Below are 26,144 nucleotides of genomic sequence, written 5' to 3'. Positions count from 1 at the left end.
ATAAACTCATTTAACTATAGCTCATTCGGCAGACACCGCTAGTCCGGAGATGCCAGGTAGAGGAGCAAGGCTTTCTGCACATGCAGACGGTTTTCACTCTGTCTGAAAATAACGGAGGAGGGGCTGTCCGGCAAGGTGTTGGATACCTCCTTTCCTCGCTCCATGGGCATGCAATGCATAAACACAGCCGCCGCATCGGCCATTTCCATCAGCGTCTCGTTCACCTGAAAACCTGCAAATTCGTCCTCATCCCCCGCTTCAAATCCCATGCTGGTCCAGACATCAGTATAAACGGCCTGAACCTGGCGTACCGCGTCACTGGGATGACGGAAGGCTTTAATCTGCTCAGGGTAACGGCTTTGGGCGAGTGCGGACAGGCTGGCATCCGGTTGTCGGCGCGGAGGGCAGCAATAATGAATGGTGATGCCCAGCTGCGGCGCCAGCAGCATCAGGCTGTGAAGGATATTATTGCCGTCGCCCACATAGGCGAGCGTTAATCCTTCAAGCGCATGAAAGTGCTCCTTAAGGGTCAGTAAATCGGCAAAAATCTGGCAGGGGTGATGCAGGGCTGAAAGGCCGTTAATGACAGGAACTGCGGCGTGCTTCGCCATGTCGGCCAGCGTGTCATCGTCATGGGTACGAACCATGATAAAATCAGCATAGCCATTTAATACACGCGCCATGTCGGCGGGGGTTTCCTGCTTGCGTGTCGTGCTGATGCTTTCAATAGCCATACCGCCCAAGCTTTGGATCGCCATGCTGAAGCTTAAACGGGTGCGGAATGAGGGTTTCTCAAAAATCATCGCCAGGCTTTTATTGGCTAATGCCTGGCGATAAAAGGCTGGCGTCTGTTTAATTGCTTGCGCCTGATTGAGAATCAGCTGGACGTCATCACGATTGAACTCCATCCCGGTGAGCAAATGCTTGCCAGGCGACAGGGGCCGGCTGTTTTTCTCATGCTGCCAAAGCGACGCAGTCCCCCCGCTGACACCGGCTTCCAATCCGAATATGGCTTGTTGCAGATTAATGACAAACGTATTGGGGGTGACTTCGGTAATGGGCGAAGCGTCCGCCTGCGCGCTCACCAGGGTGTCGGAAACGGGTTTAGGAAGGGACATGTTTATTCTCCTTTAATAAGTCGCTTAGAGAGCACTGTTTCGCTTCTGCCTCGGCAACCCAGAGTCCGACTTGATGGTGCGCGTCACGAAACGGCATGCCGCCAAGCACCAGGGATTCAAGCACCCGGGTGGCATCGAGGTAACCGCTTTCTGCTTTTTCTTTCATCAAGGCGGTATTGAAGGTGAGGCTTTTGAGAAAGAGGGGCATGATGGTTAAGCAGGCATTGAGCGTATTCACCGTGTCAAACAGCGCTTCCTTATCCTCCTGCATGTCCTTGTTATACGCCAGCGGCAAGCCTTTCATCATGGTGAGAAGTCCCATTAAATGGCCGTAAACCCGCCCGCTTTTGCCGCGAATGAGTTCAAGCACATCGGGGTTCTTTTTATTGGGCATTAACGACGAGCCGGTGGCAAAGGCATCACTCAGTGTTATGAAATGAAACTCGCTGGTTGCCCATAGAATCAAATCCTCACAGAGCCTCGACAGATGCATCATGGCAAGCGTCGCCACACTGACCAGTTCAATGACAAAATCACGATCGCTGACCGCATCCAGGGTGTTGGTCACCACGCCGTCAAATCCAAGCCGGGATGCTACCCATTCGCGATCAAGCGGCAGACTGCTGCCTGCCAGGGCGCCGGCACCCAGGGGCGAATAATTCATGCGTTTGAACCAATCGTCAAGACGGCTTTTATCGCGCTCAAACATGCTCTGATAAGCACCAAAATAAGTGCCTAAACGAACGGGTTGGGCCTGTTGCAGATGCGTATACCCGGGCATCCAGTTGTCCTGGTACTGCTTAGCCATCTCGCTTAAGCAGGTAATCAGCACGTCAAGTTCACGCGTCAGTTGCTGGCCGGCATCGCGGCAGTACAATCGCAGATCCAGAGCGATCTGATCATTGCGGCTGCGTCCGGTATGCAATTTTTTGCCGGCATCGCCCAGCTTTCCAATCAGCCGTTGCTCAATGAACATGTGGATGTCTTCACTGCCATTGTCAAGGACAGGCAGCTCCTGTTCAAGCTGTTCAGCTATTTCCTCAAGGGCTTTGTCGATGGCGGCGCCTTCTTCGGCGGTCAGCAGGCCCTGTCGGGTCAACATGGCGGCATGAGCACGGCTGCCTGCGATGTCCTGTTTAAAAAGTGCCTGATCAAAGGGCAGGGAGGCATTAAAGGCATTGACGCGCGCATCCAGTGCCTGTGTAAACCGTCCACCCCAGGTTTTATTGGTCATCTTGTCCTCCTTGATGCACGAGGCCATACACTTTGGCTGACAGCGAGAACAAATTGATAAAGCCTTCGGCGTCTTTCTGATTGTAGATGCTGTCCTCTTCAAAAGTGGCCAACGCGGGATTATGCAGGCTGAATGGCGATTGCATGCCGCAGGGAATGATATTGCCTTTGAACAGTTTTAATTTCACGCTGCCGCTGACATGCTGCTGGGTGACGGCAATAAAGGCATCCAGGGCTTTTTTACTGGGGGAGAACCAGCGTCCTTCATACACTAAATTGGCATACTGCTGCTGCAGGGATTGTTTAAGGTGCAGGGTATGCCGATCCAGGCACAGGCTTTCAAGCATTTTGTGCGCTTTGTAGATCACCGCTGCGGCAGGTGCTTCATAAATACCGCGGATTTTCATGCCCACCAGGCGATTTTCAACGATGTCGGCAACGCCGATGCCGTGTTGCCCCGCCAATTCATTAAGTTGCTGCAGGAGATGAACAGGGGGTGCTTTTTTACCATTGATTGCTGTGGGCACTCCCTGCTCAAAGTCGAGCGTGACCGTCGCGGCCTCATTCGGGGTTTGCTCAAGGGGGGAGGTCATGAGCAGGACATCGTCAGGCATGGCCGCTGCCGGATCTTCAATCACTCCGCCTTCGTGCGAGATATACCAAATGTTGTGATCGCGAGAATAAGGGGCCTTGGGCGTTACCGGCACCTCGATGCCATGGGCTTTGGCGTACTCAATGGCTTGCTGGCGCGATTTGATTTCCCAGTGCCGCCAGGGTGCAATGATTTCCAGTTGCGGAGCCAAAGCTTTGACCGTGTATTCAAAGCGCACCTGATCATTGCCCTTGCCGGTAGCGCCATGAGCAATGGCATCGGCGTTTTGGGCCAAGGCAATTTCCACCAGTTTCTGAGCAATGAGCGGCCTGGAAATGGTCCCCAGTATGTATTGTTCTTCGTAAAGGGCGCCGGATTTGACCAATGGCCAAAGGTAATCCGTGACGAATTCATTCTGCACGTTGACAACGAACGCTTGAGAGGCCCCGCTTTTGAGCGCCTTTTCCTTAATGGCAGTCAGATTTTCCTGTTGGCCGAGATCGCAAATCACCGCAATGACCTCAGCACCGCGCACATGGTCCTTAAGCCAGGGAATCATGACGGACGTATCGAGCCCCCCTGAATAGGCGAGGGCAATTTTATTGATTGTTTTTTTCATGTTATCTCCTAGTAATACGTTTGCAGGGCGGCTATCGGGTCGATTAAGTCAGCGGTCATTAAATCCGCAATCAGATTGCCCTGGTTAATGACCACCACGCGTTCAGCGATGCCGGTTAAGAAAGGTAAATCATGGGAGGCAATCACCATGGTGACGTTCATTCCTTTCACCTGATTCAGCAAGGCGGCGACATCATTCATGCTGCCTCTGTCCAAACCGGATGTTGGCTCGTCGCAAAGCAGTAAATCCGGTTTCATCATCAGGCTTCTCGCCAGAGCCACACGCTGCTTTTGTCCGCCGGACAATTGCTGCGGAAAAGCATGGGCTTTTGATTCAAGCCCTAATACCGCCAGTAGTTCCAATGCGCGGCCTTCGTGATTGATGCCTTTTTCATGAAGGCTTGGTGCATAAACCAGATTATCAAGAACCGTCATGTGCGGAAACAGTTGAAAATCCTGAAACATAAATCCGCTTTTACCCGCTAATTCAATGCCGCCGCGGTCGAGTTTTTCAAGTTGCTGTATACAACGCAACAAGGTCGATTTACCGCTGCCGGAAGGACCGGCAAGGCCGACAACGCTGTTGGCGGCTATGGTTAAATTGATTTGATTCAAAACGGTGGTTTTGCCGAATTGTTTGCAGGCATTAGTGATTTGTATCATAGACACCTCGTTTTTCAATCGTTTTGCCAAGCCATTCAATGAACAGGACCAGGCTGTAGTAGTAGCAACCGGCAATGCACAAGGGCATGAAATAAGTAAATTGCTGGGCTGCCAGCGATTGGGCGTTACGCATTAAATCCATGCCGCCGATGGTTGAGATCAAGGCGGTTTCTTTCAGCAGCGCAATGATTTCATTAATGATCGCTGGAAAAATCGCCCGGGTCACCTGGGGTAAAATAATGTCTTTCCAAAGGTAAAACGTGGGAATTTTAAGTGTGGCTGCGGCTTCAAATTGTCCTTTTGGTAAATTCTCAATACCGGCGCGCAGGATTTCGGCAAAATAGGCAGAACTGTTAAGCCCGAAAGCAAGAATGCCTGCGGCCAAAATGCCGGGTCTTACTCCGGTTAGGGCTGGCGCTGAGAAATAAATCAGACTTAACTGTAAAATCAGCGGTGTGCCGCGCAGAATCGAAATCAGCCGGTTAATGCTCCAACTGGCGAAGTGGTAATAGCGGCAGATAGCCCACACACTTCCCAGCACCAGGCCGAGAGTAATTCCTCCAGCGAGCAGTTGCAGGGTGAGGGTAATGCCCTGGCCCACAAACCATACATTCTGGCTCAATTCGTTCATAGCGTCTCCTTAAACCAGTGTGCTTTCAGTTTTTGAATCTCGCCTTTTTCCGCTAAGCGTTTAAGCGCCTGATTGATTTGCGCCGTCAAGGGGGAGCCTTTTTTTACCGCAATGCCATAACCCTGTTTTGCCTGGCCGACGAGGCGGTAGGATAAGCCTGGGTTCTTTTGGCTGAACACTCGCCCCTGCACACCATCCATGAGCACCACGTCGACATGACCGGCAATCAAGGCTTCAACCGCCTGATTGTTGTTATCCAGGGCTGTTATCCGGGCTTGAGGAAAGGCCTGCCTTACCCAAATTTCCATGACTGAACCCAGCTGCACCGCGATTTTTTTGCCAGCCAACTGGGATGCTTGGGTGACCGGCTGGCTGTCAGGGTAAACCGCCGCCATACCCTCGAAATAATAGGGTGTCGAAAAGTCAACGTTTTTCTGGCGATCATCGGTGATGGTTATGGTAGCAATGGCGGCATCATCCTGACCGGAGGTGACCGCCGGCAGCACCGTGCTGAATTGCATGTTGTCGAAAACCGCCGTCTTTCCCATTTCTTGGGCGATAAGTCTGGCTAAATCCATGTCAAAGCCTTTGAGTTCGCCATGATCCACGTATTCAAAGGGTGGATATTCTGCGGAGGTTGAAAAATGCAGTTCATCGCTTGCTTCATGCTGTTCGCAGCCAGAAACAAAAGCAAACGCAAGCATTAAAATAAAATAAAAATACCACTTCATCGAATTTATATCCAAAATTTAATCATTTTTTGAATATACAGACCGGCATTTGTACTGTCAATTAAAATTGAATATAATTCCATTTTTATTTGATACATATGCAAGGAGAAGCGCTTGTCCCATGACGAGATTATTGATGATTTAATCGTGAACATTGTGCAAACCGAAGTGATTGCCGAGCAGAGTGATTTGCAGCAGAGTTTGAAAAAAAGAGGCTATGATATTCCCCAGGCGACCTTGTCGCGGCGTTTGAAAAAAATGAAAATTGCCAAAGTGGCCGGATTTTACAAGGTCATTGATTACCATCAGCCGGGGCTGCCGCTGGTATTGAATTGTCAGGTTTCCGATTTTGGTCTCATTGTGTTGCAAACCCATCCCGGCAATGCCAGCAGTCTTGCCTATTATCTGGATCGCAAATACGTGTCATTCAGCGCACAGGAGCCTTCCGACTCGGGTATTCTTGGAACCATCGCCGGAGATGATACGGTCTTGCTGATTCTGAAAAGCAAAGCGCACCAGCAAAAAGTCTGTGAATTGCTGCACCAGCAGTTTCCTTACCTGTTGATGGCTTAAGGGGTTAAATAATTGTTTTTCAGCCGCACATAATGCGCAGCGGAGTAATCCAGATGGCGCAATTCCTCCTCTGACAGCGGGCGAATGGCCTTCACGGGATTGCCAAGATAAAGAAAGCCGCTCTCCAGGCGTTTGCCGGGGGGTACGACACTGCCGGCGCCAATGAGCACATGGTGTTCAATGTGAACGCCATCAAGAATGAGCACGCCCATGCCAATAAGACAGTAATCGTCAATCTGGCAGGCATGAAGCACCGCTCGATGCCCTACCGTGATGCCTTTGCCAAGCACGAGCGGTTGTCCGCCGGGCGTGAACGGACCGTCATGGGTGACGTGTAATATCGCGGCATCCTGAATGTTGCAATCATCACCCACGGTGATTGTATTCACATCGCCGCGAATCACCGCCATGGGCCAGACGGAGACATGGTTGCCCAACTGCACCCGGCCAATCACGGCGGCGGTGGGGTCGACATAAACGTCCTGGCCAAGTACCGGGACATGATCAAGATAGGGGCGTACAGCAGGATTCATTTTTACACCATGGTTACTAATTCTTCGGCACTGGTCGGATGGATGGCGACCGTGTTGTCAAAATCGCGTTTGCAGGCGCCCATTTTAACAGCAACCGCGAATCCCTGCAGCATTTCATCCGCTCCATAACCAATGACGTGCAGGCCGACGATGCGTTCCTCTTTACCGTAAGTGACGAGTTTCATCGCCGTGGGTGTTTTTTCACTGCTGAATGCATCAAACATAGGATTAAAACGGGTACTGTAGACTTTGATGGTGTCTTTACCGAACTTGCTGACAGCGTCTGCCTCGCTGAGTCCCACACTGCCAATGGGAGGGTGGCTAAAGACCACGGACGGGATGTTGTCGTAATTTAAGTGGGCTTCTTTTTCACCGCCAAACAGCCTGTCGCAGAGGCGGCGGCCGGCTGCAATGGCGACAGGGGTCAGGGCCGGGGCGTTAATCACATCACCGATGGCGTAGATCCCTTCCACGGATGTATTCTGGTATTTGTCGACCGTGATTAAACCGCGAGCATCCATTGTCACACCGATGGTGTCGAGGTTTAAATGGGCTGTACGGGGGGAGCGCCCAACGGCGGCAATGACGGTATCCAGCGTGTCAATGACCGAGCCGCTTTTGCAGACGATGATTTTTTTACCCTGACTATCGGTTTTGATTTCCTTGGCGTGATGATTGACATGCACATGCAGGCCCTGTTGCCGCATAATCTGCATCAAGGTGTCGCCTAGCAGGGCATCAAAACGGCTCAACGGGGTTTCTCCGCGGATTAACAAGTGGGTTTCTGTGCCTAAGCTTTGAAGAATGCCTGCTAATTCCACACCAATGTAGCCGCTGCCGATGACGGCAGCCTTTTGGGGTTTGTCGGCTAAATCAAAAAAACCATCGGAATTGATGGCATGCTCAATTCCTGGCAAATCAGTCGGCATGCTGGGCTCACCGCCGGTGGCGATGATGATGTGCGGAGCGCTATAGTGCTCGCCTGCCACCTCAATGGTATGGGCATCAACAAAAAACCCTGTGCCGCTTAGAAGCGTCATTTTGTATTGACTGAAGCGCTTGCCATAAATTTCCCGCAGACTGGCGACATAGGCATTGCGCTTTTGCACCAGGGTTTGCCAATTTAAGCGGATATTGGTCGGTGCAAAACCGTAATCAATCGATTTACGTAAAGTTTCTACAATGTTGGCGCTGTTGTACATCATTTTTTTAGGTACGCAGCCCAAGTTAACGCAGGTGCCACCGAGATACTGCTGTTCAACCACGGCCACGTTAGCACCGTGTTTCGCCGCCCGTACGGCACTGGCCATGCCGCCACTACCGCCGCCAAGAACAATCAAATCGAATTTCATGTCATTATCCTTTGAAAGACCAATCGCTGATTAGCAATACCGGAAAATCCATTTTAGCAGGCCAAAGAGACAAGCCATAACGCTACAGGAAAATTAAATGGTAGGCAGAAATGGGCAGAAGGGCAACCTGCCAAGCACAGGATTTAGCAGGAATAGCTGCAAGTTCAGTGGCAATTCATTATACTCAAACGAGGCTTTAAACTTGAAACGCTATGAAAATCAACCATTACGCGATTATTGTCCTGACCCTTCTCCTGCTAAGCTGCGGCCATTCCGGCGAGCGGCATTACCAGGGTTATGTCGAAGGCGATAATATTTACCTGGCCTCACCCAATTCAGGCATTCTGCAACAATTGCTGGTTAAACGCGGCCAGGCGGTGACTAAAGGTCAACGGCTTTTTCAACTCGATCCCGAGCCGCAGGCACAGGTGATTAAGCAATACGCCAGTGATCTGGAACAGGCCAAAAGTCTGCTTAAGGATTTAAAAAATCCGCGCCGTGCCCCAGAGGTAGAGGCCATTGAGGCGCAGATTGAACAAGTGAACGCCCAGATAAAACTGACGGAAATCCGGGTGAAGCGCTACCAGAGCCTTTATCAGAAAAATGCCATTGAAAAAGATCGTCTTGATGAGATTCTTGCCACCTATGATCAGCAGAAAAAGTTAAGGGATCAGTATGAGGCCAATTTAACGCTGGCAAAGATGGGCAGCCGCAGCGACCAGATCAAGGCGCAGGAAGCGCAGATTCAGGCGATCGCGGCAAAGCTCAATGAAGCCAAGTGGCAATTGGCGCAAAAAACAGTGCATGCGCCTGCAGCCGGGGTGATTTTTGATACCTATTACCGCCCGGGGGAGTTTGTTGGTGCGCAGCAGGCGGTGGTATCCTTGCTCACGCCTGAAAATGTTCACATTGAATTTTACGTGCCAGTAGAGGAATTGGCGCGTATGAGCATCGGTAAAAAAATTAATTTTACCTGCAGTAGTTGTCAGCCTGACAACACGGCGCTAATCAGCTATATCGCACCGGAAGCGGAATACGCGCCGCCCCTCATCTATAGCCGCGAGAATTACGACAAACTGGTTTTTCGCGTGCAGGCCCGGTTTGACAATTTCCATGCCTTTAAACCGGGTCAGCCCGTGACGGTGTTGTTACGATGACAAGGGATGCCATTATTGATGTCCACAATTTAACAAAATCCTTTGCTGGCAAAATCGCCGTCAACGGCATTGACATGCTGGTTAAACGCGGCGAAGTCTTTGGTTTTCTTGGACCCAATGGCAGCGGTAAAACCACCACCATCCGGATGTTGTGCGGGTTATTAACTCCGGACAAGGGGGAGGGTCAATGCTTAGGCTATGACATTCTTACGGAATCCAAAAAAATAAAGCAACACGTCGGCTACATGACTCAAAAATTCAGTTACTACCTGGATTTGACCATCGAGGAGAATTTGAATTTTGTCGCTCGGGTGTATGGCGTCGATAAACGCAAAGAACGGGTTGAGCAGGCGATGGAGGAGTTGGAATTAACCCCCCGCCGCAATCAATTAACCCGGCAATTATCGGGGGGCTGGAAACAGCGTGTGGCGCTGGCTGCCTGCCTGTTGCATGATCCTGATTTGCTGTTGCTGGATGAACCGACAGCGGGGGTAGACCCCATCGCAAGACGGGAATTCTGGGATAAAATTCACAGTTTGAGCGAACAGGGCATTACCACGCTGGTGTCTACCCATTACATGGATGAAGCAGAGCGCTGTACCCGTCTCGCTTATCTGGCCTATGGCGATTTACTGGTGACGGGCACGGTAGATGAAGTGATCGCCACGACCCAACTCGGTACCTGGGAGATTTCAGGCGAAGTGACCACCCGCTTATTGCAGGAAACCAAACAATTGCAAGGTATTGTGCAATCCGCTTTATTCGGTAGCCGCATCCATGTGTGCGGCTATGACAAAAAGCGCGTGGAAAACGAACTGAGTCAACTGGCCGCACGCTACTCCATACGTTGGGAGGCAATTGAACCCACTCTGGAGGACGCTTTCATCAGCTTAGTCAAACAATCGGAAGGAAAAACGCAATGAAAACCCCGTTTGCCTCCGGACTCATTGGCATCATGGTCAAAGAATTCATTGAAATGCGGCGTGATAAGGCCACGTTCGGCATGATTCTTTTTATTCCCCTGCTGCAACTCATCCTGTTTGGCTTTGCCATCAACAACAACCCCCGCCATTTGCCTACCGCCATCGTCAATAATGATCCCAGTCCGTTGACCCGCCGCATTTTAAGCGGCATGGAAAATTCCACTTACTTTAAATTCGTAGCGCCTGCCCTGACTGAAGAAGAGGCCTATCGTTTGCTCAAACGCGGCAAAGTGCAGTTTGTGATTAATTTTCCGCCAAATTTCTCCCGTGATTTGGCCAAGGGGCTAAGGCCGGTGTTGTTACTCGAAGCCGATGCCACGGATCCGGCGGCAACCAGTCGGGCTGTGAATGTCTTTGTTGAATTGGCCTCGCTGGTGTTAAAGAAAGAATTAACCGGTCCGCTGGCAAGCCTAAGCCCGAAAATCCCGCCTTATCAGCCTCAGGTTCATACCATTTATAATCCTTTGGCGATTACCTCCTACAACATTGTTCCCGGCTTGCTCGGGGTAGTGATGACGATGACGCTGGTGGTGGTGACCGCACTGGTCATCACCCGTGAATACGAACTGGGTACCATGGAGAATCTGCTGGCCACCCCGGTGAGTCCTTTGGAAGTGATGATCGGCAAGCTGCTGCCGTATATAATCGTGGGTTACCTGCAGGCTCTGATTATTTTGATACTGGCCAAATTGTTATTCGGTGTGCCCATGGAAGGCAGCATCCTGCTGCTGATGATCTGTTGTCTGCCTTTTATCTTCGCTAATCTGGTCATGGGATTAACCTTCTCTACCATGGCGTCAACGCAGTTGCAGGCGGCCCAAAGTGCGATGTTTTTCTTTTTGCCCTCTATTTTGTTATCCGGTTTCATGTTCCCCTTTCAGGGCATGCCGGAGTGGGCGCAATGGGTAGGATCGATTCTGCCCCTGACTCATTTCCTCATCATTGTGCGAGGAATTCTACTGAAAGGAAACGGCTTTTGGGACGTCTGGCAGGAAACCATCCCCATCATGCTGTTTGCCGTGGTGATGATGGCCATTGGTTATAAACGCTACCGCCGCACGCTGGATTAGGCCAGAAAATGGCTGACTTCCTGTTCCACACGGGAATCAATCAGCACTTCAACGTGGTCAATGCCCGGAATAATTTTTAACGCGGCATGGGGGTATTGTTGGCAAAAACGAATGGATTCGACAGGATGAATCGTGCTGTCTTCACTGCCATGGATACAAAGAATGGGAACCTGGCTGCGATTAACCAAATGGCGAAAATGAAGTTTCTCAATTTCTGTTGATGCATTCTGCCGAAAGATATTGCGTAATTCGCGATAACCCTGACCACTCAGGCGCAGTTGCCTCGCCAAGCGGCTTACTGGCGTGCGCATGAGCGTGGGAGAGGCGATGAGAACCATGCGCTCAGGCGAAGACTTAAGTTGCCATTCGTCAAACTGATTGGCCAGATTCAGGGTATTAAGCAGCATGGCGCCGCCAAAGGAATGACCTATGGCCGCATGGAAGGGGCCAAAATGGTTGATGGTGTCACGGAGGATGGTCACGGCATCGGTCCAGGTCAATTGCAGCCCTTTGGCTTCGCCATGAGCCGGAAAATCCAGCGCATAAACCTCATACCCCTGCTGATGGAGATGGCGGATAAGTTTTACCATGTAGGCGGCCCGCGACATCCAGCCATGGGTAATCAATATTTTTTTAGCGGCAGGATTGTCAGGCTGGTCAAAATGATGAAACACATGATGACGCGGTGAATGCCGCTCAATCAGCGTTGACCGCTTGCTGGCAATGTATTCACAGGCGCGCTCGGCAAAGGCCCGATACTGCTTTTCAACAGGCATGGGAATGGGCGTAATGAACAATTGATAACACAGTTGGGCATGCAAAAAATCCCTCATGTCTTTTAAGGTATTGACTAACATCATCTTTTCCCTTTTTTTTGTTCTATTTAGAGCATAGTTTAAAATGAGTGACTTTTTGGACTTTTTTATGTTTTTTTGCCAAAAACAGCACTAACCCCCCCATAAGGGTTCATTTCACTGCAAGCGCAAGGCTTGTGAAGCGGCTATTGGCCAACTACGCTTGTTGTATAACCATAAAAAAGGGGGAGGTATGACCGCACTCGCGGTTATCATCAATCAACAGGCTAAGAATGCCCAGTCGGCAGCACCCTTCCTTCAGGGATTGGGAGCGGCGGGTATGGATTATGATCTGTATGAAGTCGATGCCGAGGATCTTGATGCAACCCTCGAAGATTGCCAGCCGAAGTACGACACCCTGTTAGTCGGCGGCGGCGACGGTACGGTGCGTTCCGCCGCTCATTATTGCGCGAACACCAGCACCGTAATGGGGGTGCTTCCCCTGGGCACCCTGAATCATTTCGCCAGGGAATTGGTGTTGCCGTTAACGGTTGAGGACCTGGTGGAGGCTTTAAAACAGCGCACCACCACTGTGATTGATCTGGCGGAAGTCAATGGCCAGGTGTTTGTCAATAATTCCTCGATTGGCTTTTACCCCAAATTTGCCCGCCGGCGCGATTTATACAGCCGAAAATATTATAAATGGTTAAGCTACATCCCAAGCCTTATTGACAGCCTGCGCAAGCATCCAACCCTGTCGTTAAGCGTCAAAAACGAGGAATTCGTCTTGTCCTTGCGTACGTCTTTTTTGATGGTAAGCAATAATCTCTACACCTATGAATTTCCTGCCACCTTCAAACGCGAAGCGTTTACCAGTGGGCGGCTGGGGCTTTATTTTTTCAGGCATGGCCGCTTGCGGTTACTCAAAATCCTTCGTACCCTGCTTAATCGCAGAAGCAATTTTGAATTCAGAGCGTCGCAATCGCCCATTGAAATTCATTGTCAGGACTTTGCTGAACTCAACGTGTCGCTGGATGGCGACGTCCGGCGCATGGAATCCCCTTTGCGCTATAAAATCATTCCGCAAGGCCTGCGCCTTATCACCATCGACAAACCTTCATGAGCCCATTGCTCAGGGCACAAGCACAACTTTAGTGCAACCATCCTGTTTGGAAGCAAATAATTCATAGCCTTTGACTGCTTCATCAAGCCTTAGGCGGTGACTGATGATTTGCGAAGGATCAATGTCGCCTTCCAGTATTTTTTCAAGTAAAGGTTGTAAAAATCGCTGCATGTGGGTATTGCCGGTTTTGACCGTTAATGCCTTGTTCATTAGCATTCCAAAAGGAAAATTATCAACATAGCCAATATATACCCCAGGCACAGAGACATGTCCTCCCTTTGCACAGCATTGAATGGCTTCACGCAGAGCATGAGCCCGGTTGGAGTTTAAGTAAACAGTTTCTTTTATCTGATCGGAAATGGCATCAAAGGTAAAGCCGGTATGCGCTTCGCAACCCACCGCATCAATACAAACACGGGGCCCTTTGCCGTTTGTCATTGCCATTAAGGCATCAAACACATCTTCTTCCTTAAAGTTTATGGTTTCAGCCTGGCCAAATTGCCTCGCCAGTCGCAGACGCTCGGGCAGGCAATCAATGGCAATCACCCGGCCCGCGCCAAGCATCCAGGCTGAACGCAGGGTGAACTGGCCAACAGGGCCACATCCCCACACCGCGACGGTATCCCCGGGCTGGATGTCGCCATTCAGGGCGGCCATGTAGCCGGTGGGGAAAATGTCAGAAAGAAACAAAACCTGTTCATCGGGCAGACCCTCAGGGATTTTAATCGGACCCACATCGGCATAGGGGACTCTGACGTATTCTGCCTGCCCTCCGGCATACCCGCCGAGGAGATGAGAAAATCCAAAAACCGCGGCTGGCGCTTGCCCCAATTGGGCTTTGGCCAGTTTTTCATTCGGATTAGAGGTCTCACAGAGGGAAAACAGTTCAGCCCGGCAATAATGACATGCACCGCAGGCAATGATCGCCGGTACGACGACTTTATCGCCGATTTTTAATTTTTTACCGCAGGCAGCGCCTACATCGACGATTTCGCCCATGAATTCATGGCCTAAAATGTCGCCTTTTTCCATGGTTGGCATCAATCCATGGTAGAGATGAAGATCGGAACCGCAGATGGCGGTCGCTGTGATTCTTACAATGGCATCGTGCTCATTGATGAGTGAAGGCTCAGGGACTGAATCCAGCCGAATGTCATTGCTTCCATGCCAACATAATGCTTTCATAGAACCCTCCTTGGTTATCGTCTTTTGATTTCACCCGCTTGTATTGTGAACATTAATATAAGTATAGGATAAGCGACTTTTATCAATGATTGGGGATTGCTATCCCGCATGATGAGTCTCTCAATTGGCATGGGATAAAATGCAGCCCGTTGAATGCCACGCTATACTCTGGTTAAGGCTTGACTACCCTCACTGACTAAGAAAAACGAAAGGGGCAAGGGACGGAATGATAAAAATTATTCATATTTCCGATTTGCATTTTGGCCACCACATCGAAACCATACCGGACGCATTTCACGAGGCCTGTGCGTTGATTCAACCGAATTTACTGATCATTTCCGGTGATTTGACACAACGTGCGCGAAGCTGGCAATTCAAGGCGCTGGCTGAATTTTTAGCAAGGCTGCATGCGCCCTATCTCGTCATACCCGGTAATCATGATATCCCTTTTTTCAATACGCTTGCCCGCCTGTTGTGGCCTTTTAAACAGTACAAGCGCCATGTGTCCTCCGAACTGGAAGTCAGTTTCAGCAATGCGGAGTGCCGGATCCTGGGCCTTAATTCGGTGCATCCCTATGCACTCAAGGACGGGCGGCTGTCGCAGGAGTCACTGGCGAAAATGAAGGCTTTTTTTCAGGAATCCGGGCAGCATCTGAACATTCTGTTTTTTCATCATAACTTCCACTATTTCGAAGGCATGCACAATCCATTAATTAACACGCAGGAGTTCATTGACTACTTGAAGCAAAGCCCAATCCACATTGTCTGTACCGGTCATTTGCATTTTGCCAATATCACTCTCATTGAAAAAAACAACCAGGATAATGCCATGATCCTCCACGCCGGCTCGTTATCCTGCGTACGTACCCGCGATAAATTCAACAGTTTTTATGTGATCAATCAGGAAGGATTGACTTGTGGGGTAGACAAATATGTGTTTAATAAAGGCCAATTCATTCCTCAGGAAAAATTCAATATTGAATTTGCCCGCTAAGATACCCATTTGCCGCAGATAGGATTACCATTAGATCAATCAAATGGAAACGTCGGGGCACTCAATGGATTTGACCCAATTTGAACAACGCTTACACGCCATCGAAGCGCGCCTTGCTGTGATTGAAAAAAAGCTGTCTCTTCCCGCGCCGCCGACGCAATCCGGTTGGCATGAGCCGAAAGCCCCTGTATCCCCTGTCAGGGAGGTTGATTTAAAGGCATTGGAAACCTCATCCAACTCCGGGAATTGGCTGGGCACGATTGCGGTGGTGTGTTTTGTACTGGCGGCCGGTTTCATTATTAAATTATCCATTGACAGCGGTTGGTTAACGCCTGCGCGCCAAATTGTCATTGCGGCGGTGTTCGGGATGAGCTTAATCGGCTCCGGCCTGGCAATGCTTTCTACTTACCGGGGCTATGCAAGCCTGTTGCCGGCGGCGGGGGTGATAATTCTCTATCTTTCCGTTTTTGCCGCTCACCGCCTTTACGCGCTGGTCTCGGTTGATGCGGCATTGATTCTGATGTCGCTGGTGTCGTTGCTGTGCATTGGCTTGTATTTGAAAATAAAGCACGATGTCTATGCCCTTTGTGCCGCAGTAGGGGCTTACCTTTCTCCGGTTATTCTTGGTTTCCACACCCAGGCGCTTTTTACCGTCTATTATTTCGTATGCTGCTCCCTGACCTTTGCAACCCTTTCCATCTGGCTGCGGTCACGGATAATGACCATCATTGCGGCCTATCTCGCCATACTCATCACGTCGCTTATTGGCCTTGATTTAAAGGATGATGTGACGATTGCCATCGTACTGGCCTTGCATTTTCTCATTTTTGCCCTGGGCACCTATTTATTTACCCGCGTGAATCAGCAGGAATTGACAGAAAAGGAAGCCTGGGGTTTTTTCCCTGTCCTCATGCTGTTTTATGCCATGGAGTACTTTTATATCGATCGGAGTTATCCAGGGCTGGCGCCCTGGCTGTCCCTGGTGTTTGCTGGCTTGCTGCTTGCGCTGTATGCCTCGGCTAAACGCTGGTTTCCTGACGGCCGGATTAAAAGTCAGTCGGTGATTTTTGCTTTTGTAGCCATTGTTTTGTTTCATTCGTTTTATATTGAACTGTTGCCGGCTGACATCAAACCCTGGCTGTATGTGGTGATGATGCTGGCAATCGCCTTTTTGCCCTTTAATCCTTCCTCGATGAAAGACAGGGGCACGTGGTATGTTCCAGCGTTGATTGGCTTTATTGTTCTTGCCATTGAGTACATCAATATTATTAACCATCTTCTGCAGCGTTCAAGCATGCTCGGAAGTGACGGTCCGGCATCCTGGCTCACGGTCGCTTTTGCTGCTTTGATCAGCACATGGCTAGTCCTTATTTATCGCCGCGACGATTTAGCTCACAATGACGAGAAGGGCTCGGTTTTGCTGGGCGCGGCCCATGCATTGGCCATTGCCGGATTTTACCGCCTTGCGGATCCTTACGGCTCGCTCGCAGTATCGGCCTGCTGGTTGTTTTACGCCATTGCCGTCATGGCGTTTGCCTATCAGCGCCGCGATAAAACCATGGCGAAATCAGCCCTTGTGGTGTTAGGTTTTGCGGCCGGTAAGGCGCTGCTTTACGATGCGGCGTCCACACCCACTCTGGTTAGAATCTTATGCCTGTTGCTCACCGGTGTGGTGTTGTACGGCGCCGGCTTTTTAATGAAAAAAATCGCCGAATGGGAAAAATAACCCACACAACGGGTTGATTTAATGGTATTTTTGTTGGATATTTGCGCAATCGCCCCGTACTGATTAGCCAGGAAAAAAAGGAAAGCTCATGCACACATCAAATTACATTTATCATCACGGCGAACAGGAACTGCACGGCTTTTTAGCCTATGACGACTCACATGATCGGCCGCGGCCTGCCGTGCTTGTGGCCCATGATTGGAGCGGACGTAACGATTTCGCCTGCAAAAAAGCGGAAATGCTGGCTGGCATGGGTTACTTGGGTTTTGCCCTGGACATGTATGGTCAGGGACGCCTGGGTGAAACCACCGATGAGAAAATGGGCCTTATGCAGCCTCTCGCCAATGACCGGCTGTTATTGCGTGATCGCATCAATGCCGCGTTTGACGCAGTGATTGCCATGCCGGAAGTGGATAACAGCCGCGTGGCAGCCATCGGCTTTTGCTTTGGCGGCCTGTGTGTGCTTGATTTGGCACGAAGCGGGGTGCCCTTAAACGGCGTGGTGAGTTTTCATGGGTTGCTCAACAAGCCGAAAGAGCTGCACGCCCAGTCCATCAGTGCCAAAATTCTGGTGCTGCACGGGTATGATGATCCCATGGTTCGTCCTGAACAGGTTAACGAGTTTTGTCAGGAAATGACCGATGCCAAAGTTGATTGGCAGGTGCACCTGTATGGTCATACTCAACATGCCTTTGCCAACCCCCTGGCCCATGATACGCAGCTTGGCACCATCTACAATCCGGTTGCCGAACGCCGCGCCCTTCAGGCCATGGAAAATTTCCTCAGGGAAATTTTGCTTAATCGCCGGTGCTGAGAAAAAGATGCTCAAATCCCGAAAAGGATAGACTGTGATGCTTTCGCTGCGGTGTATGCGCAGGATCTAGCTGTAATTTGGGGTAGCGCTTAAGCAGCACCGCAATCAGGCGGTGCATTTCCAGTCTGGCTAATTTAGCACCCAGGCAGAAATGGCTGCCATAACCGTAACTGTAATGAGGCACTGTTCTGCCGTCCACAACCACCTGCTCGGGGCTGCTAAAATAAACCGGATCACGATTAATGGCATGGGTTGCAATGAAAATCACCTTGCCTTGCTCAATCAACTGCCCTCCCAATGTTGTATTATTTCGGGTGACCCGGAAAATGAAGGTGACGGCCGGATCAAGACGGTTGCATTCCTCAAGGTAAGCATCAAGACGGTGACTATCCTGCTGAACCCTGTTCCACAGCCCCGGTTCAGTCAGTAAGGTGTACACATTATTGCAGAGCTGATCCGTGGTTGTAACCTGGCCTGCGACCAGCATCATGATGGCTTGGGAAATGATCTCGTCATCCGTGAGGCCAAAGTGCGCCTGATGAAGCAGCAGGGTGCTTAAAAAATCCTGTCCGGGCTGACGGCGGCGTGCCTCAATGAGATTGGCGAAATAGTCATACAATCGTTTGGCACTGTGGTTGACCCGGATGCCGTCGGCATCCTGATACGTGGTGGAGCCGCCAAAAAACTGCGTCATGTTGTTGGACCACTCATAAAAATCAAGCCGCTCACGCTCAGGAATGGCAAACAATTCAGCCAGGGTGGTCGAGGGGAGGGTTTGCGCCAATTGATGCACAAAGTCAAAGGATTTACCCGGCTTGAACGCCAGCAGGCAACGCTCGATGGTGGCATCAATCAGGGGGGTTAATTGATTGAGGGTCTGCTGGCCAAAGCCATGGTAACAAATGCGTCGCCTGTCGGTGTGCTCCGGGGCATCGCTCATGACCATCATGCGGCTTACGACCTTAAAAAAATCGCTGATTAAGGTTAAATTCATGTCCGGCATGCGCGAAATAAAAAAGGGAGTACGATCGCAGGTGTAATCTTCACTGGTCAGCACCGCTTTGGCTAACGCATACGAGGTAATCACAAAAAACTGGCCTGGCTCCCACCAGAAGAGTTCGCCCATTTCGCGTAAATGGCGACTGAATTCACCCGGGGTGGTGCTCTGTTTTAACTGCATCAGGGTATAAGGTTTCATAGAATCTGTATCCTTCTTAAATGACGGGGACTGTGTTGACTAAAGGCATTGCGGCCATGCAACAGGGCAAAATTGTCAGCAATGAGGTAATCCCCTTCTTGCCAGCGGTGCTCATGGCGATGCAAAGGGGCCCGCATGATCTGACTGAGCGAGGCGAGAATGGCATCGGAGTCGGGCTTTTCTTTGCCAAGTACCTGCACGTCGACGGGGTTTAAATAATCCTCGCCCACGGGTTCAGCAAAGCGAAGAATCGTTTTACCGGTTTCCGGATGGTGAGAAACCATGCGCCGGATAATGGCTCCGCCATAATGAACGCGTTTCTCGGTTTTAAACGAGAAGGCATAGTCACTCCATGCCGCCTGTTGCTCGGCATTGGCCGTGTCCCAGACCCGTTGGGTATTTACAAAAAGGGTTTCGCCGCCGCATTGTGGCAGAGGCGCTTTTAAGCAGTGAAAAAAAAGAAAGCGCGGTTCCTGATGAAATGCCCCATCCCAATGCAGAGGCACATCGCCTTCGGTAAACAGGTAATTGGGTTTGCGTTTGTCCACCTGCATTTCCATCACCGGACCAGAATCCCATTGCAGAAGCGAGGCCTGACTCTGCAAATAATTGACCAGCCTGTCCTTGTCCAGTGGTTTAAAGCCGCGCAACAGGACGAGCTGATGTTCTGTCACTTTTCTCAGAATACCTTTAAGCGGTATCGCGGCGAGATCATCCTGCTCTGCCGTGATGAGGTGCGGGGTAAACGAATCGGATAGGGTTAACATTAGCAAGCCTCCAGAACATAATGATCATGATTTAAACGGGCACCCAGGCGTTCCGCCTCCTGCCGTTTAACCAGTTGCCACCCTTCCGGCTTTTTTAACAGGACGTTATGCCAGGGAGTGGCCCATTGGTTGTTAGCGGGCAGGAACTGAATGCCCAATTTATCCGCACCGCAGGGCTGGGGATGAATGGACAAACGCAGGCTTTGTGGAAAATACTCAGCCAGCAATCGCGACCAGGCGTTGGAGCGGCGTATCACTTCGTAAGCCACCGGTTTCGCCTGCTTCCTGATCTGATTTTTTGACAAAGTGGGGTGCAGTGCCAGTTGGTCTTCAATGATGAAACGATGAATGCCGTTAAACTGGTATAGCAAGGCATCATCCTGCTGCAGGCGTGCCAGAAGCTCTGGAAGAGGTTCTGCGTACTCAGTCATCAACTGCTCGCGCATGTGGTCGTAAGCGTTTAAATGATAGACATCATCCAGCGAAAAGGTGGAAAGATGAGTCAGCTGATAATCCTTGATGATTTGCTTAACACCGTGTTGATAAATGTCCACGTCCTCATCGCTCACCAACACCAGATCGTTAAACACCCGGCCATCAGAGCAGATAATGAGGCTGACGCCCTGGCGGTAGATTTGCTGCATGGCGGCGCAAAGGGCATTTAAGTGGCTTAACCCCATGATCTCGCCCCGATCGGGATAAGGAGACAGGGTTTTTTGGCGATTGGCTGATTTGGCAGGAAAAGCCGGAAGAATCATCACCAGTGGCCATTGCCTTTGCACCGCGACGGCCAGGTATTGCCTGGGATAATACTGGCAACGACGGCAGAGCGCTTTGCGACAGGCACTGTGCTTTTCCTCGCTGGAACGGAGATGGCGCATCAGGAGGAAGGTTAACTCATTAACCACCTCGTCATCATTCATAGTATTCATCGTAGGTCCTGCTGTGATTGGGTTCGATTGCAGGTTAGAAGAAAAATCTATAACTTGATAATATTAAGTTTTTATCTATTTAATTAAAAAAATTAATGGAAATTGATTTCGATGCGTTGCATACCTTTGTCACCGTGGTTGAAGCGGGTGGCTTCAATGCGGCAGCCAAGGCCTTGTTTAAAACACAGCCAGCCATTACTCTGGCGGTGAAAAAACTGGAAGACCGCTTAAACCTTTGTCTGTTTGATCGCAGCCATTATCGTCCTGAGCTCACACCGCAGGGTGATAAATTCTATAAACGGGCCAGGTCGCTGGTCGGTCATTGGCGGCATTTAAACCAGTTTTCCCAGCAATTGGGGGCGGGGATGGAAAGCGACATTACCATTGCCATCGATGTGTTTTACCCGTTAAGCGCATTAAAAGCGTTATTGCGGCACTGGATAAGTACTTACCCCTTGACTCAATTCCATTTTTTATCGGAATCCCTAGGCGGTGCCTGTGAACGCTTGGTACGGCATCAGGCGGATTTGGTGATCAGTGAAAACCTGATTTCCGATCGGGCAGTGGAGATGATTGTCCTGCGTTCGGAACCCATGGTGGCGGTTGCGTCGCCGCTGTTTATCGAGCAGCATGCCGACAAGCTCCATGACCTGGATGACTTATCCGGTTGCATGCAGGTCATTTTGCGCGATTCATCGCAGTCGGATTTTACTTTTGGTGTTCTTGAACACGGGCGGCGCTGGACAGTCAGCGATGTCCATTCCAAAAAAGACATTATTACGGCCGGCCTGGGTTGGGGGCGTTTGCCCCTACACCAGGTGGCTCCTGAACTGGCGGATGGACGATTACAGCGGCTTGGCGGGCCGCATTTTGATGAGCGGCTGTTAACCATGGGGGCCATTCGTCTGCAAAAGCCGGCTCATACCCCCATTGTCGAACGCTTATGGGCCGATTTGCAAACCCTGCAGCAAGGCATGCGATGCCCTGTTTGATTCATAAATAAACAAACTTGTAGGCGCTGGGGGCCGCATGATATAAACGGCTGTTAATGAAATGCTTTAGGCCAACACAGGAGAATGCCAATGACCCAGAAATTTGGTGACATTACCAAAGGGATCAGTACCCAATTAGCAAAATTACGCAAAGAAATGCCGGATGTGATGGCGGGTTTTTCAGCGTTGTCGCAGGCTGCCACCAAAGACGGCGCGCTCAATAAAAAAACCAAAGAGCTCATTGCCATGGCCTTGGCCGTTGCCAATCATTGCCCAGGTTGCATTGGTTTTCACTCCCAGGCCCTGGTTAAACTGGGAACTTCGCGTGACGAATTGATTGAAACACTGGGAATGGCTGTGTACATGGGTGGCGGACCTTCCTTGATGTATGCCGCCGAAGCGCTGGAAGCCTTTGAAGAGTTCAGTCAATAGGTAAAAGGCCGGCTTAGTTTAGCCGGCCTTGCTGGTTATTGACCCAGGGCACCCACATGCTGTATTGCCTGAGGCAGATTCGATTGCCCCTTGCAGGGGTACGCTTTAGCCACGCCAAGCCAGGCGACTTGTGAAACTGTCATTTTGTCCTTGTCGCTCTGTTGGCTTGATATCTCATTGTAAGTTTGCATGATAATGCCATTGAGCGTGACGGCATTGAGTGAAACGCCAGTGGGCAGGCAAAAGAGGGGGCGTCCCTGGGTTTTAGCCAGTTCATTGGCCTGCATCAGGGTTTCTGCCACGGTTTCGCTGGTAATGGTCAACACATTCCGGGCTGAGCGCGCCCAGGCTTGCGCTTGCGGATCAGCTTTCATCTCCATTTGCGGAATGTTATTGGCAATGTTCATGTAATGGTCAATGGTGTCGGCATGAACGCCGGCGGCAACGGCTGCGGCGGTACAAAAAAGAAAAAAGCGCATGGTTGGTCTCATGATCTGAATGCGTACATGCCCTAATGATAATTGACCGCAGGGTATTTGCAACTGTTGTTCAACACACCATCCCCATACTCCTGATTGCTGCCAGTAAATTGGCTTCATGAACGGGCGAATGAATTAAACCGATGTACTTGTCCGGCCGCACCAGCACCGCGGTTTCCTGGTGAAGGCCAAAGTGCTTGTGCAGTAAATAGTCAGGATCAATGTAAACGGAAGCAAAGGAACCCGGTAGGGTGATGCTGTCGCCGATTACGGCGTGAACTACCGCAATGGATTGCAAACGCAAAGCCAATCGCTGCAACAAGTCAGAAAACGCCTGCAGGTCACCGGTTTTTTGTCCGCAAAAAACCAACAGATGATGCCGCGTGCCGCGGGTGAGAAGTGACAGGGTTTGTTGACTGCCGTGGCTTGGATTCAGCAGGCTGAAATCACCCAGGTATTCGCCGATTTTAAGTCGCCCTGTGGCACCCTGCACACGGACTATTGGGCTTTTGGCATAAGAGATGGTTAACTCGGCCAAATCCCTGGCCAAGGCTTTGCGCACCGGTTTAAAGGAAACCATCAGACGGGCAAAAGCATTACGCAGACTGACTAACAGCGGGTTGTGCAAAAGAATCATCCGTGTCATGAAGTCCGTTTTTTTCAATACCTGCTCACCGATGGGATGGCGCTCGGCCTGATAACTATCCAGTAATGCCTCGTTAGCCAACCCTTTCTGCACCATGGCCAGTTTCCACACCAGGTTGTATACATCCTGAATGCCGGTATTTAATCCCTGACCGCCCATGGGGCTGTGAATGTGCGCGGCATCTCCGGCAAAAAAGACACGCTCATGACGGTAATTTTGAATCTGACGATGGTGAATGGTAAATTGACTAAGCCACACAGGATTAGACAGGTTAAATGTCTCAAGGCTTCGTGTCCTGAATTCGGCAGCAATGTCATCCAGTGTCAGCTCGCCGCTGAAATCAGGCGGTGCAGTCATGACGACGCGGTAACGGGTTTCACCCATGGGAAAACAGGCTAAAGGCCCTCTGTCGCTGGCATAAATCAGCATTTTATTCTGAGGCTTTGCCCAGTCAATGTGGACATCGGCCAGCCACCAGACTTGTTCATAGGCCGCCCCGGCGAACTGTTCATTGACCAGGTGCCTGAGGGTACTGTGGGAGCCGTCACAGGCCATCAGCCAATCCGCCCTAACGTCCTCCGTGCTGCCGTTTTGATGAGTGAGCACCGCCTTAACGCCCTGGCTGGATTGGGAAAAGGACACCAGTTCCGTTTGCCATTCCACAGGCTGTTGCTGATTAAGCAGACTCTGGTAGAAAATGGCCTCGGTTTGATTTTGGGGTAAATCAATCAGGTAATTGCGAGTGGATCCAATGCCGTTGAAATTGACTTCAAAAAGCGATTTGCCTTTTGAATTAAAAATAGCACCTTCAACACGCTGCCCCTGACTGAGTACCTCGTTGAGGAGATCGCAATCCTCCAGGACATCGAGGGTGCGAATGTGCAGGCCCAAGGCTTTGGATTTGTCGCTTAAACCGTCCTTTTTATCAATAATCCTGACGCTCAAGCCGTGACGAAGCAGTTCGTGGGCACAAAATAAACCCACAGGCCCGGCACCAACCACTAACACATCCGTTGTTCTTTCCATCAATTCACTCCAGCTTACAATGAATGGCGGCCTCATGCCGGCATGCTTTCATTCTAGTGTGAATATCAGGAAAATGTTAATGATTTCGGCTGGGACGTATGGGCAGGTAATTGTAATGAGGCGTTGCAGGCTCGGGCCCGCATTCGTCATAGGTATTGTCAAGGCATAGAAAAAAGCACTTGGCTCCGCGCCGCTGCGCGCTTCTTAATGCCTCTTCCATGGTAGGAAATACTGCCACGCCAATTCCCTCATGAATATAGTCTGTCTTGTCATTATGGATCAGTTCGACTAAATATTGATGCAAATCACTCCGGGAATAAATCAAACCCACCGTGCTTTCGTGAGATAAGTCCATGATTTCCTTACGTGATATATTCGCCATTGATAGACTCCCATCAACACTCCCTCTAAATTATAGCTTATTGGTAAAAAAATGAGCTAAAATGAGAAGTGGCGTGAACAAACAGCTAAAAAAGGCATTCTTTTTTAAAAGTTTGTTTTATACTTTTGACATCCTTTCTTTTTCTTCTCTGCCATGAAAATACGGATCTTTGATTTTGATTGGACAATTACTTGCCAACACACGTTCAACAGAACCCATTTGCACGCGCCTGAGACGAACATTAAGGCGGGCATCAGCAGCCTTTTTATTCATGATAAAACGCACATTGCCGCGATTGCCAGCTATCACAATGACCCGGATTACATCAAACGTTACATCGAAGTGATTCTCAATACCCCACTCACGTTAAGGGAGCGCATTGACACTTACGAGGACAATGTTCTGTCTGTTTATACCATTCCATCCATGCCGGTGCCGCTCATCATTTCAACCGTGAAAGGCGATGACTTTAATACTCGAGTGGCGCGTCTTAAAGTCACCGGTAAAAATGTCCAGATTGGCCAGGTGCTTCAGTACCTTGAAACCACGCAGAAAATTCCTCTGGCGGAAGCGATCGAGGTTGAGTTTTATGACGATGATGAAAAAAATTACCTCGAGGCGTGTCAAATAGCACGGCATTTCAGTTTTACAGCGTTTTACATCGACAGGCGGAATCAGGCTGAGTTAGTGATAAAAGAGTCGAAGCGGACAGGTCTGCTCTCTGCGCCACAGACGGAGCCTGCTGCGGAGGATGTCATTGTCGGTGATATTGACGAGATAAGTTCGCTTTCGCTGTCGGGTTAACCAAGAAATCGCTAAGATAGAATTTTACCTCAATGAAAGAAAAAACCATGTCCACGCTTGCAATTGTATTCACGGCCCTTTTTGTGATTTTAATTGTTGCACCGTTGCTTATGCATTTTATACCTGCAATCAATTTCCGGGCTATGCCTCAAGGGTTAATTCAGGGAACGCTTAACGTGTCCAAGCCTAACTGGGTGAGTAGCCGGGTGCCTGAGAGCGATAGTCATTACGTGGCGCCGCTGACTGTCACTGATTTGTCGGCAATCAGGGACTGTGTGCTCAGGCAATCGCCGAAAACTACGCTGGTCAAACTGGACGCGTCATCGCTGATAGCCTATCGACAGAGCCCGGTATTTAACTTTACCGATTGGTTAATCATTGGAAATGACGGCCAGGTGACATCCAGCGCGACCATGGGTTATTACGATTTTGGTAAAAATCGGGAGTGGGTGGAAAGCCTGCGTGCCCACTGTACAGTACCGCCGTCCGATGAATCACGGTAATTGTCAACAAGCAACGGTTTTTATGGTTCAGGCTTGATATTCCTTTATGTCAGGGATTATGTTTTGATCGCAGGTAGTCACCATTGAATGAGA

28 protein-coding genes are annotated in these 26,144 nt (G+C 50.2%); 12 read left to right on the top strand and 16 right to left on the bottom strand.

Annotated elements, in window-relative coordinates; translation table 11 throughout:
• Positions 1-38 precede the first annotated feature (38 nt).
• From argF to GH742_RS12810, 6 genes are read right to left on the bottom strand one after another with little or no spacing between them, the layout of a single operon-like run.
• Entirely contained in the window at positions 39-1,118 is a 1,080-nt protein-coding gene (gene argF, locus GH742_RS12835; RefSeq protein ID WP_203455295.1) for an ornithine carbamoyltransferase, read from the bottom strand.
• Entirely contained in the window at positions 1,105-2,352 is a 1,248-nt protein-coding gene (gene argH, locus GH742_RS12830; RefSeq protein WP_203455294.1) for an argininosuccinate lyase, read from the bottom strand. Before argH ends, argF begins: the two co-directional genes overlap by 14 nt.
• Positions 2,342-3,562, bottom strand: a complete 1,221-nt coding sequence (locus GH742_RS12825; protein ID WP_203455293.1) for an argininosuccinate synthase — start codon at positions 3,560-3,562, stop codon at positions 2,342-2,344. Before GH742_RS12825 ends, argH begins: the two co-directional genes overlap by 11 nt.
• 8 nt (positions 3,563-3,570) lie before the next feature.
• Positions 3,571-4,224 carry an amino acid ABC transporter ATP-binding protein gene (locus GH742_RS12820; RefSeq protein WP_203455292.1) on the bottom strand — a complete coding sequence of 218 codons (654 nt, stop codon included), beginning with the start codon at positions 4,222-4,224 and terminating at the stop codon, positions 3,571-3,573.
• Positions 4,208-4,855 (bottom strand): amino acid ABC transporter permease, encoded by a 648-nt coding sequence (locus GH742_RS12815; protein ID WP_203455291.1) that lies wholly within the window; start codon positions 4,853-4,855, stop codon positions 4,208-4,210. The genes GH742_RS12820 and GH742_RS12815 overlap by 17 nt, the downstream gene beginning before the upstream one ends.
• Entirely contained in the window at positions 4,852-5,559 is a 708-nt protein-coding gene (locus tag GH742_RS12810) for a substrate-binding periplasmic protein (protein WP_370569561.1), read from the bottom strand. Before GH742_RS12810 ends, GH742_RS12815 begins: the two co-directional genes overlap by 4 nt.
• A 141-nt stretch (positions 5,560-5,700) precedes the next feature.
• On the opposite strand from GH742_RS12810, the gene GH742_RS12805 reads away from it, so the two are divergent.
• Positions 5,701-6,159 carry an ArgR family transcriptional regulator gene (locus GH742_RS12805; protein WP_203455289.1) on the top strand — a complete coding sequence of 153 codons (459 nt, stop codon included), beginning with the start codon at positions 5,701-5,703 and terminating at the stop codon, positions 6,157-6,159.
• Here the strand turns inward: GH742_RS12805 and GH742_RS12800 are convergent.
• Both GH742_RS12800 and gorA read right to left on the bottom strand, forming a co-directional pair.
• Complete coding sequence (locus GH742_RS12800) at positions 6,156-6,692, bottom strand: gamma carbonic anhydrase family protein (protein WP_203455288.1); 537 nt, start codon at positions 6,690-6,692, stop codon at positions 6,156-6,158. The two genes, GH742_RS12805 and GH742_RS12800, sit on opposite strands and share 4 nt — an antisense overlap.
• Before the next feature lie 2 nt (positions 6,693-6,694).
• A complete protein-coding gene (gene gorA / locus GH742_RS12795; protein ID WP_203455287.1) occupies positions 6,695-8,044 on the bottom strand; it encodes a glutathione-disulfide reductase in 1,350 nt (449 codons plus the stop codon).
• 212 nt (positions 8,045-8,256) lie between these two features.
• Between gorA and GH742_RS12790 the strand changes: the two genes are divergently transcribed.
• From GH742_RS12790 to GH742_RS12780, 3 genes are read left to right on the top strand one after another with little or no spacing between them, the layout of a single operon-like run.
• The gene (locus GH742_RS12790; protein ID WP_203455286.1) at positions 8,257-9,201 is read left to right on the top strand and encodes an HlyD family secretion protein; all 945 of its coding nucleotides are present in this window, start codon (positions 8,257-8,259) and stop codon (positions 9,199-9,201) included.
• On the top strand, positions 9,198-10,124 hold the full coding sequence (locus tag GH742_RS12785; RefSeq protein ID WP_203455285.1) for an ABC transporter ATP-binding protein: 927 nt from the start codon (positions 9,198-9,200) through the stop codon (positions 10,122-10,124). The genes GH742_RS12790 and GH742_RS12785 overlap by 4 nt, the downstream gene beginning before the upstream one ends.
• Positions 10,121-11,254 carry an ABC transporter permease gene (locus GH742_RS12780; protein WP_203455284.1) on the top strand — a complete coding sequence of 378 codons (1,134 nt, stop codon included), beginning with the start codon at positions 10,121-10,123 and terminating at the stop codon, positions 11,252-11,254. Before GH742_RS12785 ends, GH742_RS12780 begins: the two co-directional genes overlap by 4 nt.
• Here GH742_RS12780 and GH742_RS12775 read toward each other — a convergent pair.
• Entirely contained in the window at positions 11,251-12,111 is an 861-nt protein-coding gene (locus tag GH742_RS12775) for an alpha/beta hydrolase (protein ID WP_203456954.1), read from the bottom strand. The two genes, GH742_RS12780 and GH742_RS12775, sit on opposite strands and share 4 nt — an antisense overlap.
• A 190-nt stretch (positions 12,112-12,301) precedes the next feature.
• On the opposite strand from GH742_RS12775, the gene GH742_RS12770 reads away from it, so the two are divergent.
• Positions 12,302-13,171: a diacylglycerol kinase family protein gene (locus GH742_RS12770; RefSeq protein ID WP_203455283.1), complete on the top strand. Its 870-nt coding sequence runs from the start codon at positions 12,302-12,304 to the stop codon at positions 13,169-13,171.
• Positions 13,172-13,180: 9 nt separating this feature from the next.
• On the opposite strand, the gene GH742_RS12765 is transcribed toward GH742_RS12770, so the two are convergent.
• Entirely contained in the window at positions 13,181-14,356 is a 1,176-nt protein-coding gene (locus GH742_RS12765; RefSeq protein WP_203455282.1) for a zinc-dependent alcohol dehydrogenase, read from the bottom strand.
• 226 nt (positions 14,357-14,582) lie between these two features.
• Here GH742_RS12765 and GH742_RS12760 point away from each other — a divergent pair, with 226 nt between their 5' ends.
• The 3 genes from GH742_RS12760 to GH742_RS12750 all read left to right on the top strand — a co-directional run bounded on the left by GH742_RS12760 (position 14,583) and on the right by GH742_RS12750 (position 17,890).
• Positions 14,583-15,350 carry a metallophosphoesterase gene (locus GH742_RS12760; RefSeq protein WP_239005219.1) on the top strand — a complete coding sequence of 256 codons (768 nt, stop codon included), beginning with the start codon at positions 14,583-14,585 and terminating at the stop codon, positions 15,348-15,350.
• A 64-nt stretch (positions 15,351-15,414) separates the two neighbouring features.
• Positions 15,415-17,076 (top strand): DUF2339 domain-containing protein, encoded by a 1,662-nt coding sequence (locus GH742_RS12755; protein WP_203455281.1) that lies wholly within the window; start codon positions 15,415-15,417, stop codon positions 17,074-17,076.
• Positions 17,077-17,164: 88 nt separating this feature from the next.
• Positions 17,165-17,890 carry a dienelactone hydrolase family protein gene (locus GH742_RS12750; protein ID WP_203455280.1) on the top strand — a complete coding sequence of 242 codons (726 nt, stop codon included), beginning with the start codon at positions 17,165-17,167 and terminating at the stop codon, positions 17,888-17,890.
• Here GH742_RS12750 and GH742_RS12745 read toward each other — a convergent pair.
• The 3 genes from GH742_RS12745 to GH742_RS12735 are packed head-to-tail and all read right to left on the bottom strand — an operon-like array spanning position 17,874 to position 20,787.
• Positions 17,874-19,088, bottom strand: coding sequence for a cytochrome P450 (locus tag GH742_RS12745; RefSeq protein ID WP_203455279.1), 1,215 nt, complete (start codon positions 19,086-19,088; stop codon positions 17,874-17,876). The two genes, GH742_RS12750 and GH742_RS12745, sit on opposite strands and share 17 nt — an antisense overlap.
• Positions 19,085-19,855: a TauD/TfdA family dioxygenase gene (locus GH742_RS12740; RefSeq protein ID WP_203455278.1), complete on the bottom strand. Its 771-nt coding sequence runs from the start codon at positions 19,853-19,855 to the stop codon at positions 19,085-19,087. The genes GH742_RS12745 and GH742_RS12740 overlap by 4 nt, the downstream gene beginning before the upstream one ends.
• Positions 19,855-20,787, bottom strand: a complete 933-nt coding sequence (locus tag GH742_RS12735; RefSeq protein ID WP_239005218.1) for an isocyanide synthase family protein — start codon at positions 20,785-20,787, stop codon at positions 19,855-19,857. The genes GH742_RS12740 and GH742_RS12735 overlap by 1 nt, the downstream gene beginning before the upstream one ends.
• A gap of 95 nt (positions 20,788-20,882) precedes the next feature.
• On the opposite strand from GH742_RS12735, the gene GH742_RS12730 reads away from it, so the two are divergent.
• Both GH742_RS12730 and GH742_RS12725 read left to right on the top strand, forming a co-directional pair.
• Positions 20,883-21,779 carry a LysR family transcriptional regulator gene (locus GH742_RS12730; RefSeq protein WP_203455277.1) on the top strand — a complete coding sequence of 299 codons (897 nt, stop codon included), beginning with the start codon at positions 20,883-20,885 and terminating at the stop codon, positions 21,777-21,779.
• A gap of 90 nt (positions 21,780-21,869) precedes the next feature.
• The gene (locus GH742_RS12725) at positions 21,870-22,211 is read left to right on the top strand and encodes a carboxymuconolactone decarboxylase family protein (RefSeq protein ID WP_203455276.1); all 342 of its coding nucleotides are present in this window, start codon (positions 21,870-21,872) and stop codon (positions 22,209-22,211) included.
• Between the two features lie 35 nt (positions 22,212-22,246).
• Here the strand turns inward: GH742_RS12725 and GH742_RS12720 are convergent, their stop codons facing one another.
• The 3 genes from GH742_RS12720 to GH742_RS12710 all read right to left on the bottom strand — a co-directional run bounded on the left by GH742_RS12720 (position 22,247) and on the right by GH742_RS12710 (position 24,744).
• Positions 22,247-22,690 carry a phosphatase gene (locus GH742_RS12720; protein WP_203456951.1) on the bottom strand — a complete coding sequence of 148 codons (444 nt, stop codon included), beginning with the start codon at positions 22,688-22,690 and terminating at the stop codon, positions 22,247-22,249.
• Between the two features lie 70 nt (positions 22,691-22,760).
• Entirely contained in the window at positions 22,761-24,362 is a 1,602-nt protein-coding gene (locus GH742_RS12715) for an FAD-dependent oxidoreductase (protein ID WP_239005217.1), read from the bottom strand.
• Positions 24,363-24,438: 76 nt separating this feature from the next.
• Entirely contained in the window at positions 24,439-24,744 is a 306-nt protein-coding gene (locus GH742_RS12710) for a hypothetical protein (protein WP_203455274.1), read from the bottom strand.
• Positions 24,745-24,897: 153 nt separating this feature from the next.
• On the opposite strand from GH742_RS12710, the gene GH742_RS12705 reads away from it, so the two are divergent.
• The gene (locus tag GH742_RS12705) at positions 24,898-25,548 is read left to right on the top strand and encodes a hypothetical protein (RefSeq protein WP_203455273.1); all 651 of its coding nucleotides are present in this window, start codon (positions 24,898-24,900) and stop codon (positions 25,546-25,548) included.
• A gap of 47 nt (positions 25,549-25,595) precedes the next feature.
• A complete protein-coding gene (locus GH742_RS12700) occupies positions 25,596-26,051 on the top strand; it encodes a DUF1499 domain-containing protein (RefSeq protein ID WP_203455272.1) in 456 nt (151 codons plus the stop codon).
• Positions 26,052-26,144 lie beyond the last annotated feature (93 nt).

This window comes from Legionella sp. MW5194 (assembly GCF_016864235.1).
Classification (GTDB): domain Bacteria; phylum Pseudomonadota; class Gammaproteobacteria; order Legionellales; family Legionellaceae; genus Legionella_C.
This window is presented reverse-complemented; position numbering and strand designations above follow the sequence as displayed.

What these genes read in the sequence shown, in the direction of transcription:
- GH742_RS12775 (WP_203456954.1), bottom strand. Translation starts at nt 12,111, where the DNA reads ATGTTAGTCAATACCTTAAAAGACATGAGGGATTTTTTGCATGCCCAA.
- GH742_RS12765 (WP_203455282.1), bottom strand. Translation starts at nt 14,356, where the DNA reads ATGAAAGCATTATGTTGGCATGGAAGCAATGACATTCGGCTGGATTCA.
- GH742_RS12710 (WP_203455274.1), bottom strand. Translation starts at nt 24,744, where the DNA reads ATGGCGAATATATCACGTAAGGAAATCATGGACTTATCTCACGAAAGC.
- GH742_RS12810 (WP_370569561.1), bottom strand. Translation starts at nt 5,559, where the DNA reads ATGCTTGCGTTTGCTTTTGTTTCTGGCTGCGAACAGCATGAAGCAAGC.
- GH742_RS12790 (WP_203455286.1), top strand. Translation starts at nt 8,257, where the DNA reads ATGAAAATCAACCATTACGCGATTATTGTCCTGACCCTTCTCCTGCTA.
- gorA (WP_203455287.1), bottom strand. Translation starts at nt 8,044, where the DNA reads ATGAAATTCGATTTGATTGTTCTTGGCGGCGGTAGTGGCGGCATGGCC.
- GH742_RS12785 (WP_203455285.1), top strand. Translation starts at nt 9,198, where the DNA reads ATGACAAGGGATGCCATTATTGATGTCCACAATTTAACAAAATCCTTT.
- argH (WP_203455294.1), bottom strand. Translation starts at nt 2,352, where the DNA reads ATGACCAATAAAACCTGGGGTGGACGGTTTACACAGGCACTGGATGCG.
- GH742_RS12740 (WP_203455278.1), bottom strand. Translation starts at nt 19,855, where the DNA reads ATGTTAACCCTATCCGATTCGTTTACCCCGCACCTCATCACGGCAGAG.
- GH742_RS12700 (WP_203455272.1), top strand. Translation starts at nt 25,596, where the DNA reads ATGTCCACGCTTGCAATTGTATTCACGGCCCTTTTTGTGATTTTAATT.
- GH742_RS12735 (WP_239005218.1), bottom strand. Translation starts at nt 20,787, where the DNA reads ATGAATACTATGAATGATGACGAGGTGGTTAATGAGTTAACCTTCCTC.
- GH742_RS12770 (WP_203455283.1), top strand. Translation starts at nt 12,302, where the DNA reads ATGACCGCACTCGCGGTTATCATCAATCAACAGGCTAAGAATGCCCAG.
- GH742_RS12745 (WP_203455279.1), bottom strand. Translation starts at nt 19,088, where the DNA reads ATGAAACCTTATACCCTGATGCAGTTAAAACAGAGCACCACCCCGGGT.
- GH742_RS12750 (WP_203455280.1), top strand. Translation starts at nt 17,165, where the DNA reads ATGCACACATCAAATTACATTTATCATCACGGCGAACAGGAACTGCAC.
- GH742_RS12720 (WP_203456951.1), bottom strand. Translation starts at nt 22,690, where the DNA reads ATGCGCTTTTTTCTTTTTTGTACCGCCGCAGCCGTTGCCGCCGGCGTT.
- GH742_RS12800 (WP_203455288.1), bottom strand. Translation starts at nt 6,692, where the DNA reads ATGAATCCTGCTGTACGCCCCTATCTTGATCATGTCCCGGTACTTGGC.
- GH742_RS12755 (WP_203455281.1), top strand. Translation starts at nt 15,415, where the DNA reads ATGGATTTGACCCAATTTGAACAACGCTTACACGCCATCGAAGCGCGC.
- GH742_RS12705 (WP_203455273.1), top strand. Translation starts at nt 24,898, where the DNA reads ATGAAAATACGGATCTTTGATTTTGATTGGACAATTACTTGCCAACAC.
- GH742_RS12730 (WP_203455277.1), top strand. Translation starts at nt 20,883, where the DNA reads ATGGAAATTGATTTCGATGCGTTGCATACCTTTGTCACCGTGGTTGAA.
- GH742_RS12780 (WP_203455284.1), top strand. Translation starts at nt 10,121, where the DNA reads ATGAAAACCCCGTTTGCCTCCGGACTCATTGGCATCATGGTCAAAGAA.
- GH742_RS12825 (WP_203455293.1), bottom strand. Translation starts at nt 3,562, where the DNA reads ATGAAAAAAACAATCAATAAAATTGCCCTCGCCTATTCAGGGGGGCTC.
- GH742_RS12820 (WP_203455292.1), bottom strand. Translation starts at nt 4,224, where the DNA reads ATGATACAAATCACTAATGCCTGCAAACAATTCGGCAAAACCACCGTT.
- GH742_RS12815 (WP_203455291.1), bottom strand. Translation starts at nt 4,855, where the DNA reads ATGAACGAATTGAGCCAGAATGTATGGTTTGTGGGCCAGGGCATTACC.
- GH742_RS12715 (WP_239005217.1), bottom strand. Translation starts at nt 24,362, where the DNA reads ATGGAAAGAACAACGGATGTGTTAGTGGTTGGTGCCGGGCCTGTGGGT.
- argF (WP_203455295.1), bottom strand. Translation starts at nt 1,118, where the DNA reads ATGTCCCTTCCTAAACCCGTTTCCGACACCCTGGTGAGCGCGCAGGCG.
- GH742_RS12725 (WP_203455276.1), top strand. Translation starts at nt 21,870, where the DNA reads ATGACCCAGAAATTTGGTGACATTACCAAAGGGATCAGTACCCAATTA.
- GH742_RS12760 (WP_239005219.1), top strand. Translation starts at nt 14,583, where the DNA reads ATGATAAAAATTATTCATATTTCCGATTTGCATTTTGGCCACCACATC.